Source organism: Castellaniella sp. (assembly GCF_041675725.1).
Classification (GTDB): Bacteria; Pseudomonadota; Gammaproteobacteria; order Burkholderiales; family Burkholderiaceae_B; genus Castellaniella.
The window spans coordinates 38,237-52,230 of the sequence record NZ_JBAYTI010000015.1; the positions used below are offsets into that span (position 1 = coordinate 38,237).

Sequence of the window (13,994 nt, forward strand, 5' to 3'; positions counted from 1 at the left end):
GACGCAGGAATCAGGCCGGGCGCTTCATCTTGCAGGTGTCCTGCACTGGCGCTTCGGCCTCTGCGCCGCTGAGCAGTTGTACCGGCTGGAAGCCCATGTCGGTATCGTCCACCTTGAACTTGGCCTCGGTGGTCACCTCGGATACGACCATGGGCAACAGGATCTGGTGATCATCTGCGCGCATGCGCCACTCGCCCACCGGGGTATTCAGCGTGGTGTCCTCGATGGCCAGCGCGAGCTTGTTGATGTTGAGCTTGCCGTCTTCGGGTTCGACGGCCTTCAACGCCTGACCCACCATTTCCAGGCCAAAAACGGTCTGCGGCTCGACATACACCGGATAATGACCCACCTTGGACTTGAAATCTTCGCTGAAGGCCGCACCCGCGCTGTCATTGGCCTCGGCGTCAAAGGGGTGCACCACGTAAGCTCCCAGCGCCACGTGCCCGGCGTTTGCCAGGTTGCCCGGCTGATCCAGGAATGTCGTGGCGAAGCGCACATTGAGACCGCTGGCCTTGGCCGATTTCATGAGCAGCAGCAAGTCGTTCGACCAGTTGCCGGTGATGACGGTTTGCGCACCGCTGGCGGCGATCTTTTGCACATACGGCGAGAAATCCTGGATCTTGTTGACGTCGTGGAGCATTTCGCCCACGACTTCATAGCCGCCTTGCTCGGCTTCGCGATGAATGGCAGCCTGCATGTCTGCGCCCCAGGAATAGTTCTGATTCATGGAGTAGACCTTGGTGCCCAGCACGTTGGCGGCTTTCATGGCGTCTACCAGCGCCTTGACGCTGTTGTCGGAGTTGCCGGCGAAGCGGAATGCATGGAAATGGCACTTGCTGCCCGTGAGTTCCATGGCCTCGGCCCCCACGTTCAGGTAAAGCACTTCTTTGCCGGGGTTGCGGATATCGTACTTGCGGATGTCTTCGCTCAGCTGGCCGGCTATGGCCGACGAGGCACCCTGCACGACCATTTGGGCGCCGTCTGCAATGGCTGCCTTGAGTTTTTCGGCCGCCCCGGCGGGCGTGCCCTGGCTATCGTATTCCAGCAGTTTGATGGGCTCGCCATTCCAGCCGCCCTCGTCGTTGATCTTGTTGATGGCGTAGCGCGTGGCGTCGCGGAACATCAGCCCGGTAGAAGCCTGTGGGCCGGACAGCGTTTCGACGATGGCGATTTTCAAGGGCTCGGCCTGGGTGGTCATGCCGACCATCGACAGTGCGGCACAGAGCACCAAGGGTTTGACGACAACATGAATGGACATGGGGGTCTCCTGAAATTCGTATGTTGATCGGAATGAATCCGCCCATGGCTTGAATGACCAGGGCGCGTCGGGCATAAGCTGTCAGACAGATTCAGTCTAGAAAGATTCTGTTAATCATGTCAACTCGATTTTGCAGAATTAAGGGTAATCACCTATTTACCGAGATATGCTCAATCAAGCCATTCATCCAAAACGATGATAAATATAGATTTACTATTATTAATCAATTGGTTATAGTATTATTTCAATAATAGGAAAATCCCCTTGACAGGCTCCGGAAGCAATCGTAAAACAGCACATAGGCGATCTGTCACAGAATTTGAAAGCTGTCAGGCAGTTTGAGCAAAAACTCTTGAGATAGATGAACCAAGTGGTCTAAGATCAACACATGGAACGTACAACTGCACCTGAAGCGGCGGCAGACCCAGCCGTCTTGGCCGCCACCAATCTTCCCGACGAAATCGCCGACTACCTGATCACGGCCATCCGCGAAGGGCGCTACACCGTGGGCGACCGGATCCCAACCGAACGCGAGCTGTGTCAGCAGTTCTCCGTCAGCCGGGCCGTCGTACGCGAAGCCCTCTCGCAACTGAAGTCGGAAGGGCTGGTCGTCTCGCGCGCGGGCAGCGGCGTCTTCGTGAGTGAGCCCAACTACCAGGACGCCTTCCGCCTGCAACTGGTCGCACTCGACGAAAAAGAGTCGCTGGCCATGGTCATCGAGCTGCTGGCGGCCTTCGAGACCGCCGCGGCACGCCTCGCGGCGCAACGGCGCACCGAGGCCGACCTGAAGAACATCCGCCGCGCGCTGGTCGGCATGGAGTACGAAATCGCCCACGACCGGCTGGGCGACGAGCAAGACTTCGCCTTCCACCAGGCCATCGTCAACGCGACGCATAATCCACACTATCAGGCACTCAGCAAGCACCTCGAACACAATGTGCGCCGCCTGATCCGGCGTGCACGCAGCAACACGCGCGCCAACCTGATCGCACTGGTCGAAGACGTGCAGGAAGAACACCGCGCCATCTATGCCGCCATCAAAGCCGGCGATCCTCGCGCCGCGTCACAGGCCGCGGGGCGCCACCTGAGCAATGCCGCCAAGCGTCTGCAGATCTATCTGCAGGACTGAGTCGGCAGATCTGGACCCCGCCTTCGATTTCAACGATTCCGGAGCACTCACATGATCGATTTCCACGGCAAGACTGCCGTCATAACGGGCGCGGCCGGCGGCATCGGCCACGCCACGGCACAACGCCTGCACGCGGCGGGCGCCAACGTGATGCTGTGCGACCTGTCGCAGGCGGCGCTCGAGGCCATGGTTAAAACGTTTCCCGCAAACACGTTTCCTGCAGACGCCGCCGAGCGCGTGAGCCTGCACGCGGCCGACATATCCGATTCAGCGGCCTGCCAGAGGCTGTTCGAGGCGGTGGCACAACGGTACGGCACCGTCGACTATCTGGTCAACGCGGCAGGCCTCTACCCCGCGCAACCCGTGGCCAGCATGACCGACGCGCAGTGGCGCGCACTCATGGCGGTCAACCTCGATGGCACCTTCTACATGTGCCGCGCCAGCCTGCCGTATCTCAGCCGCGATAGCGCCATCGTCAACCTGAGCTCCATGGCGGGGCACCGCGGCAGCCATGGCCACGCGCATTACGCCGCGTCCAAGGGGGCGGTCAGCAGCCTAAGTAAAAGCCTGGCGCGCGAACTCGCGCCGACGACCCGGGTGAACCTGGTTGCGCCCGGCATCATCGCCACGCACATGACCGAAGCGCTGGTGCGCGAACAAGGCGATGCCCTGCTCGCCGCAACCCCCATGCAACGGTGGGGACAGGCAGACGAAGTGGCGGGCGCCATCGCCTTCTTGTGCTCTAATCTGGCTTCGTTCATCACCGGCGAAACCCTGCACGTCAACGGTGGCCTGTATATCGTTTGAACAGAAAACGACATCCAGCAGGCGCTTGCGGGTGGTGCGTATGCCTGTGATTCTCAGTAGCGCAGTATGGCGGCCACGCCTGTGTCGCCCGGCATGACGTCGCCGGGGATCATCAGGACTTCGCCCCCTTGCCGCAGCACCGCTTCCGCCAGATCGTCGAGGATGTCATCGGCATCGAGGGTTTCCGACCCCTGCGGCAACTGGACCTGACGCGTCGCAGCATCCAGTTTCCCCGGGATGTGGCGATCCACGTCCACCAGCAGGGCCTGCACCCGGCCCGCCAGTGTGGCGTCTGCCACTTTTTGCAGATCATCCGTTGCCAGGCCTGTGCCGTGTTGCGCGCGAAAGCGATCCACCAGCGCGCGCGTTTCTTGATGGTAGTGTGGCTCGATGACCTTCCATGCCCGGGCACGCAGATCCTCCATGTCGAGCAGGCCGGGATCCAGTTCTATGCCTTCGGGCAGGAGAAACGGATTCCCTGACAGCTTGCGAAACACCGCCTGGTGCTCTGCAAGCGATGCAAGCACGAGCGGTAGACCGCTGGGCCGGGAATGGTGTTTGAGCACCATGCCATCGATCACGCGGAAAAACCGCGGCGTATCGACTTGGAGCTCGTCGCTCTTGTTGCCGTGTCCATGGCGTGTGGCATGGCCCCGCCCACCGGCTGGACCCATGCCATAGGACGACACCTTTTGATAGGGTTCCGTGAGCTGGTCGCCCAATGCGTCCTGGATGGTCTGCGGGACTTCCGGGGCAGACTGCAGCGCATGCATTTCGTCTCGGTTGCCTTCGCAAAGCCACATTCTGTCGCGGGTCAGGCACAGAACCTGGAAGCGGCCCGCGGTCTGCGTCTGGCGCAGCAAGGGCTTGACGTGCCAGGTGTCGGAGACGATGGCCAGGTTGGGGACTGGCCTGGCCAGCACGAATATTCGCAGAAAATCCGGCGCGCGTAGAATAGCCAGGCCATCGAGCGTGTGGTTCCAAAACTCACGGTCTTGGGCAAGCTCATGCAAGGGGGCCAACAAATCTGCATGGTCGGCTGAGGGCGTCGCGGCCTGAAGCTTTTCAGCCAGCTGGCGCACGAGGTTCTTGTAGTTGATGAGATCCCCGGCGTTGTCCGGGTGCATGCGATGGGTCGCCTGGTAGAGCGAAAGGCACGGCCCGGCGTGTGGTTCCAGCAAAGGCTTGATGGCGTCTTTGGACAGCGTGTGCATATTGCGTACTCCCGTTTGGGGTTTCCCCGGCGGGCTTCAGTCTTGCGCCGATGACACCCGATTCGGGGTGTCGAGCAGCAAGTGCCCGGTGATGTCGCGACTGGTCGTGCTCACCTTACCATCAACAGCCCGACGCTGCAGGGCGCCGCTGCGGCACATGACAGAAAACCCTGGCCGGTGAGAGTGTATATTGATGGTTGGCCATGGCGGCATCGCCTTCATTCACCCACTTGCCAGAAAGCCACAAGGTGACCATGACTATCTTTTTTCGCTGCGCGACTGCCGGGAGCCGGACCGATGGAGTTGGATAAAAAAACGCGCTTCAACGTCTGGTACTGGATCGGGGCGATGTTCGCCCTGCTGCTCTTCCAGTATTTCTTTACGGCCTCCACGCAGGTGGTTCAAATCCCATATAGCCAGTTCCTGACCTATGTAGATGAAGGCAGGGTGGCCGAAGTGGCCGTGTCGGACCAGCATATCCGCGGAACATTCAGCCAGCCCGTGGATGGTCATACCCAGTTTTCCACGACGCGCGTCGAGCCGGACTTGGCCCGTGAGTTACAGGCGCATCGGGTCGTGGTCACCGGGCAGATTGAAAGCACCTTCCTGCGCGACCTGCTTTCATGGGTGATCCCGGCGCTGCTTTTTGCCGGCGTCTGGATCTTTCTGCTCAGGCGCGTCGGCACAGGCATGGGCGGCGGCCTGATGCAGATCGGCAAATCCAAGGCGCGCGTCTACATGCAGCAGGACACCGGCGTGACTTTCGACGACGTGGCGGGCGTCGACGAGGCCAAGGACGAGTTGAAGGAGATCATCGATTTTCTCAAGGATCCGGACGGCTATGGCCGCCTGGGCGGACGCCTGCCCAAGGGGATTTTGCTCGTCGGCCCCCCAGGCACCGGCAAGACGCTGCTGGCACGCGCCGTGGCCGGTGAAGCGGGGGTGCCTTTTTTCTCCATTTCGGGTTCAGAATTCGTTGAAATGTTCGTAGGCGTGGGTGCCGCCCGGGTGCGCGACCTGTTCGAACAGGCACGGGCCAAGGCACCCGCCATCATTTTCATCGATGAGCTCGATGCGCTTGGGCGCGCCCGGGGCATGGGGCCGGCGTTCGGCGGGCATGATGAAAAAGAGCAGACGCTCAATCAATTGCTCGCAGAACTGGACGGTTTCGATCCATCCCGCGGCCTGGTGCTGCTGGCGGCCACGAACCGCCCGGAAATCCTCGACCCGGCACTTCTGCGGTCAGGCCGCTTCGACCGTCAGGTGCTGGTCGACCGGCCCGACCGCCGTGGCCGGGTGCAGATCCTCGGCGTGCATCTGAAAAAATCCAAACTGGCGGCCGACGTCTCACCAGAAGAAATCGCCGCGCTTACGCCCGGCTTTACGGGTGCCGATCTGGCCAATCTGGTCAACGAGGCCACGCTGCTGGCCACGCGCCGCCGGGCCGACTCTGTTTCGATGGTGGATTTCACCCACGCCATCGAGCGCATCGTGGCCGGCCTGGAAAAGCGCAACCGGCTGCTCATTCCGAAGGAGCGCGAGATCACCGCGTACCACGAAATGGGGCACGCACTGGTGGCCATGGCATTGCCGGGCAGCGATTCCATTCACAAGGTTTCGATCATCCCACGCGGGATCGGTGCGCTGGGCTATACAATCCAACGCCCCACCGAAGAGCGCTTCCTCATGACCGCGGAAGAACTGGAAAACAAGATGGCGGTGCTGCTCGGTGGTCGCGCGGCGGAGAAACTGGTCTTTGGCCACCTGTCTACGGGTGCGGCCGACGACTTGGCCCGGGTTACGGACATCGCCCGCGCCATGGTCACGCGCTACGGCATGAGCGACCGGCTGGGCCATGTGGCGCTGGAAAAGGATCGACGCAGTTTTCTGGCGCCGGATCAAGTGACTTTCTATCCCGAGGAACGTCATTATTCAGACGAGACCGCTTCGGCCATCGACGCGGAAGTGCAGCGCATCATCGGCCAGGTGCTCGAGCGCACCATGACCCTGCTCGAAGCGCGCAGGGATCTGCTCGACCGTTCGGCGAAACTGCTGTTGGAAAAGGAAACCCTGGACGAGGCCGATCTGCAGCCGTTTTGCGAAGAGAGTCGGCGCAGGGCTGATCAGGCATAGTCGCGGATCTGCGCCCGGCCAGGAAGGTGCGTATAGCCGAACGTACGCGTTTGCCAAGCACGTAGACACGCCTTTGGGATTGTTTATGTCACTACCTGATGGGGGTGGACAGGCAACTGGCCACCAAGTTGGCGAACGATGATATGCATTTTGGAGAAATGGGCATCGCCAATCCGAACATCGACAGCGCAGAGCACGTTCTGAACATCGACAATGCGGACAATCAACCCAGCTCGAAGACCATCCTCAGTACCGCGGTTCTTATGTACTGGATGATGCCTGAACTTGGCAAATTATTAATGAGGTGATATAGGGTGAAGGTAGCCGTGTGGATGGCTGCTTTCGGCCAGGAGCGGACATAGTGGACTTCCCGTGGTCAGGCAGACAATCGAGGGAAGCCCAGGCAGTTTAATTCAGACGTTAACTTTGATTGGAGAGCACCTGTGGCCGATTTGGCGAAACTTATTTCTGCTTTGGCAGCATTAGCTTGGCCAATCATGTTTGCAGTTCTGCTCTACAAGTTGTATGGGCCGATCCGAGTTCTTGTCGATTCGGCCCGCGAACGCAAATTCACAATCAAGGTCGCCGGTAACGAGCTTACGATGGAGGAGGTTTCCGAGCAGCAGCGAGCAATTCTTACGGATTTGCAAGCAAAGGTCGCCGAGATGGAGAAACAAGCTCCAGGAGCAATTACACGGACTTCTACTGAATCTCAATTTTCCAGAAAAAGAATTCTTTGGGTTGATGACGAACCAAAGAACAATAGCTACTTGGTAGCCGGTCTAACTGAGCGCGGTGCGATGGTTGATACGGCACTGAGCACAGACGAAGCAGTCGCCAAAATCAAGACAGTTAACTACGACATAGTTATCTCGGACATGGGGCGGCCTGAAGGAAATCAGGCCGGTCTAGATTTAACAAGGCAACTGAAGGAGCTGAGCGTGCAAACGCCGATATACATATTTTGCGGCGGTTGGGCTGCAAAAAATCTGCGTAAACAGGCCTTGGACGCTGGAGTGTCTGGAATTACGTCGTCCGGGACGACGCTCCTGAGCATGCTTCCGTTGTGAGATAAAGGCTAACCATTCGTTGTAGTGGACGTACCGCAAGCGGCACGTCGCTGAAAGGAAACGGTTAAATTTCTCCCTTTTTTAAGGTAATCATTCACTGTCCACTTCGGGCCGGACTCGGCCATCGACCTTTGACTACAATCGGCCAGAAGCAGGTAAGCGATTTTAGTGGCTCAAGGTGAACGGTAGCAGCCAATGCAAACGATCATTGATGTCAGGTACTGTCACTGCCTAGAGACGGCAGCAATCCCAATATCTTAGTCATGTACGAATACTTTGGCGATATGATATGGCAGGCTGAATTAGTATCAGATATAGGCAACCTACCACCCTCGGTAAGCGAAGCTATTTATGGAGCCAGACATAAGGTTCTCTTCGTAGAAGGAAAAGATCAGAGCCTAGATTACCCGATTTATCAACAAATTTTTGATGGAGTCACAATCGTGCCGGTTGGTACATGTCTGGATGTTCGTGATGCCATCGTAGGGTTGAAAAATGTCTCCAACCTCCACCATATGGAAAGTAAAGGACTCGTGGGTGGTGACAATCGAGAGGATACTGAAAATTTAAGCAAAATGGGAATTACCACATTAAGCGTCTATGCTATCGAATCGATCTATTATCATCCTGCCGTAATAAAACAAATGATCAAGTGGTCGGCTGAGAAAATATCTATTGGTGATGTTTTAAACAAAGCTATAAACTCCCTCGGCGATTTAGGTCATCTGGCAAAGATGTCGGCTTACCGTACCTACCGTGAGAAATACTTGAGGGCGATGCTCGACGACAATACGTTTGCTACATCAGTTCATGAGAAAGAGAGTATCAACGGGCCAAAGCTCATTGCCGATGCAAAAGCGGACATTGACCGACTGGCAGGTGCAGAAAATTGGCTCGATCTAGTAAAAAAATACAAGATTAAGGCGACGAATGCACCCAAAGCCATAGCTAATATTTTAGGTTTTGCTGGTCCTTCACAATATGAACACTACGTGATTAAGATGCTAGGCAGCGATGTAGAGTTGCGCAAAGTTGTATCGAAAATTGTGCCAAACCCCTTTGATGGAACTTAAATACGCTGATAGAGAAAGTGGCGAGGGGGTCCTATATCAGTACTCAATCGCGCCCAGACACACCGCGTGGTGCTTGGCAGCCTGGCACCGGTCACCGGGATCTTTGCCATGGATATGCCCGTGAAACACAAGAAGCCATCTATTGCGGCCCAGGCGGCCGCGCGCGAGGCGCGGCTGCCCCCAAGCTGCCCGAAAACCTAAAGCCCTTGGACGCAACAATGCCTTGGGGTACAGACACTGGGGAGCAGTGAGCTTCCCTGAGATTCACCCGGTTTCCGCAACCTGTCGCAACGCCTGCTCGAATGCTTCAGGGGACTGCCCCCCCTGGATCAGATACCGGTCATTCAGAATGATGGAAGGGACGGAATTGATACCCTGCCCAGTATAAAAGCGTTCGCGCGCCCGCACTTCCGCCGAATATTCTTTGGAGTCCAGAATCTCGCGCGCGCGGTCTTTATTCAGCCCCGACTCTCGGCATAGCCTGATCAGAGTCTCGTGATCACTGGGGTCCTCGCCATCAGTGAAATAGGCCTTTAACAGCGCATGCTTCAACGCCAACTGGTGTCCTTCAAGATCAGCCCAATACAGCAGTCGGTGTGCATCGAAGGTGTTGTAGGTGCGTGTGCGTTTGTCCATGTTGAAGGTGAAGCCGACCTCGCGGCCGCGCGCCGTGATGACTTCGCCATTGTGGCGGACCTGTTCCGGCGTTATGCCGTACTTGTGCGATAGGCGCTCAACGGTATCCTGCCCTTCAGGCGGCATGCCAGGGTTCAGCTCGAAGGGTTGGAAGTGAAGTTCCGCTTCGATTTCGCCATCGATCCTGGACAATGCCTGCTCAATAGAGCTCAATCCCACCGCGCACCAGGGACAAGACACGTCGGAGACGAAATCGATCTTAATGCGGGTGACCATGTGACGCTCCTGTCGATAACTGGCAACTGCTGTATTTTATCTGAGAGTGGCGGCTTTCACCGTACTCGACTGTCTGCTATTGGTCGACTTCTAACAAGTGCCACTGCGCTTGACCAAACGTACGTAAAAACGTACGATATAGGTATGTTTAGGAGATGTACCATGTCCATAACAATGACTGCAACCGAGGCACGTGCCAACCTCTATCGCCTGATCGACCAAGCAGCCGAGTCTCACCAGCCGATTCGAATTGCCGGCAAGCGTTCGAGCGCGGTGCTTATCTCCGAGGCAGATTGGGATGCCATCCAGGAAACCCTGTATCTGACTTCCATACCAGGCATGCGCAACTCCATCAAGAAAGGGATGGCGGAACCCCTGGCAAGCAGTGCCAAGGAGCTTGATTGGTGACTTGGCAGGTCGTCTACGCACATGCAGCGCTCAAGGATGCGAAAAAGGTTGCTGCGGCTGGCTTCAAGACCAAAGTGCAAGCACTGATTGGAATACTGGTAACTGACCCGTTGCAGAATCCGCCGCCTTACGAAAGGCTGGTCGGCGATCTCTCTGGCGCCTATTCCCGCAGAATCAATATCCTGCATCGATTGGTGTATGAGGTGTTCATCCAGGAACGTACCGTCCGTGTTTTGAGAATGTGGACGCATTACGAGTAGCCACTCTGACAGTCGGAGCGACTGGCTGCTTTGGGTCGAAAGCGAACATCAACGATGATCCGCTTTCGATCACCCACCGAAGCGACTCAGGGGCGGTTCGATGCCGCACCGCACATGAGCGCCGTAGGAATCTCCCGCCTGCAGGACGGGGAGGATGTCAATGCTGCAATTACGCGCGCCAGGCATTGTCACATCTGGCGAGCGAATACACTTAATTCTATAATTCGACATATTAAGTTCTAGATATTGAGCTTATACTTAGAATTATGGATTTATCGCTTAACAAACCCAGCGAAATAGTCAAGCTGCTCTGTACGCGCCTGCGCACTGAGCGGCTGGCTCGCCAGATGACCCAGGCCGAAGTGGCCGCACGCGCCGGCATTGGGGTCAGCACCCTGTCCAATCTGGAAGCGGGTCGCAGTGTCGCATTCGAGAGCCTCGTGCGCGTTGCCATGGTGCTGGGGCGGACCGATGAACTGGGGAATCTGTTCAAACCCAGGCTGGACAGTCTCGACGACATGTTGCGCTACGAAAGCAGCAGCCGGCGCCAGCGAATCAGAAAGAAGGCCGACAATGCCTGAGCACATCAACGTCTATTACGACGGCTGGGGGGAGCATTGGCGATGGGGTTCGCTGGTCTCCTCCAGCGCGATCACAGGCCGCCCCCTGATCGCATTTGAATTCAGCGACGAGGCGCTGAGCCGGGGGCTGGAACTGTCCGCCTTGCGCCTGCCCTTGCAAGGCCCCAGGCTGCGCAAAGGCTTTCCCGACCACCAAATGGGCCTGCCCGGGCCGGTTTATGATGCGCTGCCCGACGGCTGGGGTATGCTGCTGATGGACCGCCTGTTCAAACGCCGCGGACTCAACCCCGCGCGCATCAGCCCTTTGTCACGGCTGGCCTATATCGGCTCCCGGACCATGGGGGCGATGTCGTTTGAGCCTGCGGCTTCAGAGGCATCTGCCGCTCTCGAGGACATCACCCTGGCTGAACTGGCCGCGGAAATCCAGGACGTCCTCAGTGGCGCGGGCGGCGCCTTCTTGCAGAAACTGTTGCAGATAGGCGGCTCGCCGCACGGCGCACGACCGAAGGCATTGCTGTACCGCGATGCCGGGCACGAAAACTTCACCACTGCGCCGGCACCTGGCCTGGAAGCCTGGATGGTCAAGTTTCCCGCGCAGCATGAGCATCCCGAAGTGTGCACCATCGAGGCGATCTATGCCGAATGCCTGCGCGAATGCGACATCGACACACCGCAAACAGAATACTTCGAGCTGCCCAATGGTCAGGCGGCCTTTGCCAGCAAGCGCTTTGACCGGCAGCAAGACATGCGCGTGCCCATGCAAAGCCTTGCCGCCTTCACCGGCGCCAACTTTCGCAATCCGGGCGAGCTGGACTATGTCGGCTTCCTGCGGGCGACCGGGCTTTGCACCAATGACGTGCGCGAAAAAGCGCGGGCATTCGAGCGCGCCGTCTTCAACGTCGTGTTCAACAACCGCGACGACCACCCCAAGAATTTCGCGTACATCATGTCAGCCGCCGGCCAATGGGCGTTGACTCCGGCGTACGACGTGACCTTTTGCGAAGGGCCGGGCGGCTACCACCAGATGGATCTGATGGGTGAGGCCCTGAACATCACCCGCAAGCACCTGCTGGCTCTCGGCTCAGAAGAGACGGACCTGTCAGCGCACGAAATTGCGGCTATCATCGACCGTACCTGTCAGTCAGCCAGTGGCTTCACCACGCTTGCCAGGCGACTGCACCCGGGTCGAATCACCCAGGAGACGCTGCGCACCGTGCAAGGCCGAATCGACGAGAACATCCGCTTGCTTCGATAAAAGCCCCTGGACTCTGCTGGTGTTCGGTCAAGACAACGTTGCGAGTAGGCATGACCTTGACTTCAGGTGAGGTACCCTTAAGAAATCATAGCAAGACTGGTCAGACGGCCCGGCGCAGGGTGAACGAGGGAAACAGCGCCGCGAGCGCACTGCTGACCGCGGCCCCGGGCCAGTCGCCCAGGGACTGGCCGTGCGCATTGAGCGTTTCATCGGTGCATCCCTGCGTCCGAAAGATCTGCACGGCATAGTGGCGCACCCCCAGGCCCGCCAGCAGGCACCCCAGGTCCAGCAGTTGATCGGGTGTGATGAGATCGGGATGGGCCGTGGTGCGGCACTCGAAGTCCACCCCGCTCTTGAGCACGGCCAGCAGGCTCGCTTGCGCCGGCACGCCACTGCCTTGCACCTGCGTCACTTTCTCGTAGTCGGCGAATTGGGCCTTGATGTCCAGCCCCACCCAGTCCACGCTGGGCAAGACGCGCGCGAGCCGGCGCGGGTGGGTGCCGCCCGTGTGCAGGCCCACCCGGTAGCCAAGCGCACGGCCCTGCCCGATAGCCGATTCCAGCCCCGGATCCATGGTGGGCTCGCCCCCGCTGAAGACCACGCCATCGATCAGGCCCCGCCTCCGCTTCAGAAAACTCATGACGTCATCCCACGGCATGGGGCTGTCGGCCGTGCGCGGTTGCAGGTGGGGATTGTGGCAGTAGCCGCAGCGCCAGGGGCAGCCCTGGGTGAAGATCACGGCGGCCAGCAGCCCCGGATAGTCGGTGGCGGTAAACGGCACCAGGCCACCGACCTTGATTCCGCCGCTTCGGCTGCCCGGGCGGATTCTGGGAGGGTTTGCGACCGCCTCCATGGCTCAATGCGCCTGTGCGCCCGCGAGGCCAGCGCTGCTCTCGGCAAAGAAGCGGCGCTCGAAGAATTCACCCTTTTTGCCGATATTGAACGACGACACGGGTCGGTGATAGCCCATGACGCGCGTCCAGATTTCGCAAGGCTGGCGCTCGCTGTCTTGCAATTGCTGATGGGTGCCTGGAGGCTGTGCTTCACGCCAACCCTCACGCATGCGCTGGCTCCCGAAAGGGCGTGACGACAGGTCGCGGTTTTTGCTCGGCCTGCCACAGATCGTACTGAGCCTGCATGTTGATCCACATTTCGGCGCTGGTTCCCAGAGCATCGCGAAGTCGCAATGCCATGTCTGCCGAAATGCCAGCCGAGCCGTTCAGGATTCGAGATAGGGCGGTACGGGTGATACCCAAACGCCCGGCCGCATCTGTGACGGTCAGATCGCCCAGGTACTCGCGAAGCACCAAGCCTGGGTGTGCAGGGTTGTGCATATGCATGGTGTTCTCCTAGTGATAGTCCTGGTAATCCACCAGGATGGCGTCCTGGCCTTCGAAGTGGAAGGTGAGGCGCCAGTTACCGCTGACCGACACGGACCAGTGATCCTGGACTGGTTGACCCTTCGGATTATTTCCGGAGAGCTTGTGCAGCTTCCATCCAGGAGCGTTCATGTCTTGGGAGCTAATTGCCGCGTTGAGGGCCGTCAGCTGTATGTTCAGCTGCACTGCGTGCTTGGCCTGAATGCCCGCTTTTGATCCTGTCTCGAAGAAGGCCTGGAGGCCTTTGTGTCGGAAGCTCTTGATCATCTGTGCAGTGTATAGCATCGCTACACGATAGACAAGAAGCGGCCCGCTCACGGGCGGCTATTTTCTGGAGGTGTTGTCCGCTTTCCGTCTCGGGTGGCAGTCGACGACTGGAGCAGTTTCCTGGCAAGGCCCGTCGCGCACCGGGCCAGTGGATGGCTCTCCATCACGAACGGGGGACAGCGACATTCATTAGACTTGTTTTTGCGAAGAACACGTTTAATGGAGTCAATGCCGATGTCCCCAATCGA

Annotated in this window: 17 protein-coding genes; 10 read left to right on the forward strand and 7 right to left on the reverse strand. The window is 58.5% G+C overall.

The features are described from left to right. Nucleotides 1–10 precede the first annotated feature (10 nt). Nucleotides 11–1,258, reverse strand: coding sequence for a branched-chain amino acid ABC transporter substrate-binding protein (locus tag WCZ84_RS04715; protein ID WP_372685107.1), 1,248 nt, complete (start codon nt 1,256–1,258; stop codon nt 11–13). Nucleotides 1,259–1,646: 388 nt separating this feature from the next. Between WCZ84_RS04715 and WCZ84_RS04720 the strand changes: the two genes are divergently transcribed. Next, the gene (locus WCZ84_RS04720; protein ID WP_372685108.1) at nt 1,647–2,387 is read left to right on the forward strand and encodes a FadR/GntR family transcriptional regulator; all 741 of its coding nucleotides are present in this window, start codon (nt 1,647–1,649) and stop codon (nt 2,385–2,387) included. A gap of 51 nt (nt 2,388–2,438) precedes the next feature. After that, nucleotides 2,439–3,194 (forward strand): SDR family NAD(P)-dependent oxidoreductase, encoded by a 756-nt coding sequence (locus WCZ84_RS04725; RefSeq protein ID WP_372685109.1) that lies wholly within the window; start codon nt 2,439–2,441, stop codon nt 3,192–3,194. 53 nt (nt 3,195–3,247) lie between these two features. Here the strand turns inward: WCZ84_RS04725 and WCZ84_RS04730 are convergent, their stop codons facing one another. Next, complete coding sequence (locus tag WCZ84_RS04730; RefSeq protein WP_372685110.1) at nt 3,248–4,408, reverse strand: hypothetical protein; 1,161 nt, start codon at nt 4,406–4,408, stop codon at nt 3,248–3,250. 303 nt (nt 4,409–4,711) lie between these two features. Between WCZ84_RS04730 and ftsH the strand changes: the two genes are divergently transcribed. The 4 genes from ftsH to WCZ84_RS04750 all read left to right on the forward strand — a co-directional run bounded on the left by ftsH (nt 4,712) and on the right by WCZ84_RS04750 (nt 8,684). After that, entirely contained in the window at nt 4,712–6,541 is a 1,830-nt protein-coding gene (gene ftsH / locus WCZ84_RS04735) for an ATP-dependent zinc metalloprotease FtsH (RefSeq protein WP_372685111.1), read from the forward strand. A 104-nt stretch (nt 6,542–6,645) separates the two neighbouring features. After that, complete coding sequence (locus WCZ84_RS04740) at nt 6,646–6,849, forward strand: hypothetical protein (RefSeq protein WP_372685112.1); 204 nt, start codon at nt 6,646–6,648, stop codon at nt 6,847–6,849. A gap of 135 nt (nt 6,850–6,984) precedes the next feature. Beyond that, entirely contained in the window at nt 6,985–7,611 is a 627-nt protein-coding gene (locus WCZ84_RS04745) for a response regulator (protein ID WP_372685113.1), read from the forward strand. A gap of 263 nt (nt 7,612–7,874) precedes the next feature. Further along, nucleotides 7,875–8,684 carry a DUF4435 domain-containing protein gene (locus WCZ84_RS04750; RefSeq protein WP_372685114.1) on the forward strand — a complete coding sequence of 270 codons (810 nt, stop codon included), beginning with the start codon at nt 7,875–7,877 and terminating at the stop codon, nt 8,682–8,684. 264 nt (nt 8,685–8,948) lie between these two features. Here the strand turns inward: WCZ84_RS04750 and WCZ84_RS04755 are convergent, their stop codons facing one another. Further along, the gene (locus tag WCZ84_RS04755) at nt 8,949–9,596 is read right to left on the reverse strand and encodes a DsbA family oxidoreductase (protein WP_372685115.1); all 648 of its coding nucleotides are present in this window, start codon (nt 9,594–9,596) and stop codon (nt 8,949–8,951) included. Between the two features lie 162 nt (nt 9,597–9,758). On the opposite strand from WCZ84_RS04755, the gene WCZ84_RS04760 reads away from it, so the two are divergent. The 4 genes from WCZ84_RS04760 to WCZ84_RS04775 all read left to right on the forward strand — a co-directional run bounded on the left by WCZ84_RS04760 (nt 9,759) and on the right by WCZ84_RS04775 (nt 12,100). Next, nucleotides 9,759–10,004: a type II toxin-antitoxin system Phd/YefM family antitoxin gene (locus tag WCZ84_RS04760; protein WP_372685116.1), complete on the forward strand. Its 246-nt coding sequence runs from the start codon at nt 9,759–9,761 to the stop codon at nt 10,002–10,004. Next, nucleotides 10,001–10,264, forward strand: a complete 264-nt coding sequence (locus WCZ84_RS04765) for a Txe/YoeB family addiction module toxin (protein WP_372685117.1) — start codon at nt 10,001–10,003, stop codon at nt 10,262–10,264. The genes WCZ84_RS04760 and WCZ84_RS04765 overlap by 4 nt, the downstream gene beginning before the upstream one ends. A 266-nt stretch (nt 10,265–10,530) precedes the next feature. Beyond that, the gene (locus WCZ84_RS04770; protein WP_372685118.1) at nt 10,531–10,845 is read left to right on the forward strand and encodes a helix-turn-helix domain-containing protein; all 315 of its coding nucleotides are present in this window, start codon (nt 10,531–10,533) and stop codon (nt 10,843–10,845) included. Continuing rightward, the gene (locus WCZ84_RS04775) at nt 10,838–12,100 is read left to right on the forward strand and encodes a type II toxin-antitoxin system HipA family toxin (RefSeq protein WP_372685119.1); all 1,263 of its coding nucleotides are present in this window, start codon (nt 10,838–10,840) and stop codon (nt 12,098–12,100) included. Before WCZ84_RS04770 ends, WCZ84_RS04775 begins: the two co-directional genes overlap by 8 nt. Before the next feature lie 100 nt (nt 12,101–12,200). On the opposite strand, the gene WCZ84_RS04780 is transcribed toward WCZ84_RS04775, so the two are convergent. From WCZ84_RS04780 to WCZ84_RS04795, 4 genes are read right to left on the reverse strand one after another with little or no spacing between them, the layout of a single operon-like run. Next, nucleotides 12,201–12,953 (reverse strand): anaerobic ribonucleoside-triphosphate reductase activating protein, encoded by a 753-nt coding sequence (locus WCZ84_RS04780; protein ID WP_372685120.1) that lies wholly within the window; start codon nt 12,951–12,953, stop codon nt 12,201–12,203. A 3-nt stretch (nt 12,954–12,956) separates the two neighbouring features. Further along, the gene (gene nrdD, locus WCZ84_RS04785; protein ID WP_372685121.1) at nt 12,957–13,163 is read right to left on the reverse strand and encodes an anaerobic ribonucleoside-triphosphate reductase; all 207 of its coding nucleotides are present in this window, start codon (nt 13,161–13,163) and stop codon (nt 12,957–12,959) included. Then, a complete protein-coding gene (locus WCZ84_RS04790; protein ID WP_372685122.1) occupies nt 13,156–13,440 on the reverse strand; it encodes a HigA family addiction module antitoxin in 285 nt (94 codons plus the stop codon). Before WCZ84_RS04790 ends, nrdD begins: the two co-directional genes overlap by 8 nt. A 9-nt stretch (nt 13,441–13,449) precedes the next feature. Beyond that, nucleotides 13,450–13,746, reverse strand: a complete 297-nt coding sequence (locus WCZ84_RS04795; RefSeq protein WP_372685124.1) for a type II toxin-antitoxin system RelE/ParE family toxin — start codon at nt 13,744–13,746, stop codon at nt 13,450–13,452. Between the last annotated feature and the right edge of the window lie 248 nt (nt 13,747–13,994).

What these genes read in the sequence shown, in the direction of transcription:
- WCZ84_RS04750 (WP_372685114.1), top strand. Translation starts at nt 7,875, where the DNA reads ATGTACGAATACTTTGGCGATATGATATGGCAGGCTGAATTAGTATCA.
- WCZ84_RS04720 (WP_372685108.1), top strand. Translation starts at nt 1,647, where the DNA reads ATGGAACGTACAACTGCACCTGAAGCGGCGGCAGACCCAGCCGTCTTG.
- WCZ84_RS04715 (WP_372685107.1), bottom strand. Translation starts at nt 1,258, where the DNA reads ATGTCCATTCATGTTGTCGTCAAACCCTTGGTGCTCTGTGCCGCACTG.
- WCZ84_RS04760 (WP_372685116.1), top strand. Translation starts at nt 9,759, where the DNA reads ATGTCCATAACAATGACTGCAACCGAGGCACGTGCCAACCTCTATCGC.
- WCZ84_RS04730 (WP_372685110.1), bottom strand. Translation starts at nt 4,408, where the DNA reads ATGCACACGCTGTCCAAAGACGCCATCAAGCCTTTGCTGGAACCACAC.
- WCZ84_RS04790 (WP_372685122.1), bottom strand. Translation starts at nt 13,440, where the DNA reads ATGCATATGCACAACCCTGCACACCCAGGCTTGGTGCTTCGCGAGTAC.
- WCZ84_RS04775 (WP_372685119.1), top strand. Translation starts at nt 10,838, where the DNA reads ATGCCTGAGCACATCAACGTCTATTACGACGGCTGGGGGGAGCATTGG.
- WCZ84_RS04770 (WP_372685118.1), top strand. Translation starts at nt 10,531, where the DNA reads ATGGATTTATCGCTTAACAAACCCAGCGAAATAGTCAAGCTGCTCTGT.
- WCZ84_RS04795 (WP_372685124.1), bottom strand. Translation starts at nt 13,746, where the DNA reads ATGATCAAGAGCTTCCGACACAAAGGCCTCCAGGCCTTCTTCGAGACA.
- WCZ84_RS04725 (WP_372685109.1), top strand. Translation starts at nt 2,439, where the DNA reads ATGATCGATTTCCACGGCAAGACTGCCGTCATAACGGGCGCGGCCGGC.
- WCZ84_RS04755 (WP_372685115.1), bottom strand. Translation starts at nt 9,596, where the DNA reads ATGGTCACCCGCATTAAGATCGATTTCGTCTCCGACGTGTCTTGTCCC.
- WCZ84_RS04780 (WP_372685120.1), bottom strand. Translation starts at nt 12,953, where the DNA reads ATGGAGGCGGTCGCAAACCCTCCCAGAATCCGCCCGGGCAGCCGAAGC.
- nrdD (WP_372685121.1), bottom strand. Translation starts at nt 13,163, where the DNA reads ATGCGTGAGGGTTGGCGTGAAGCACAGCCTCCAGGCACCCATCAGCAA.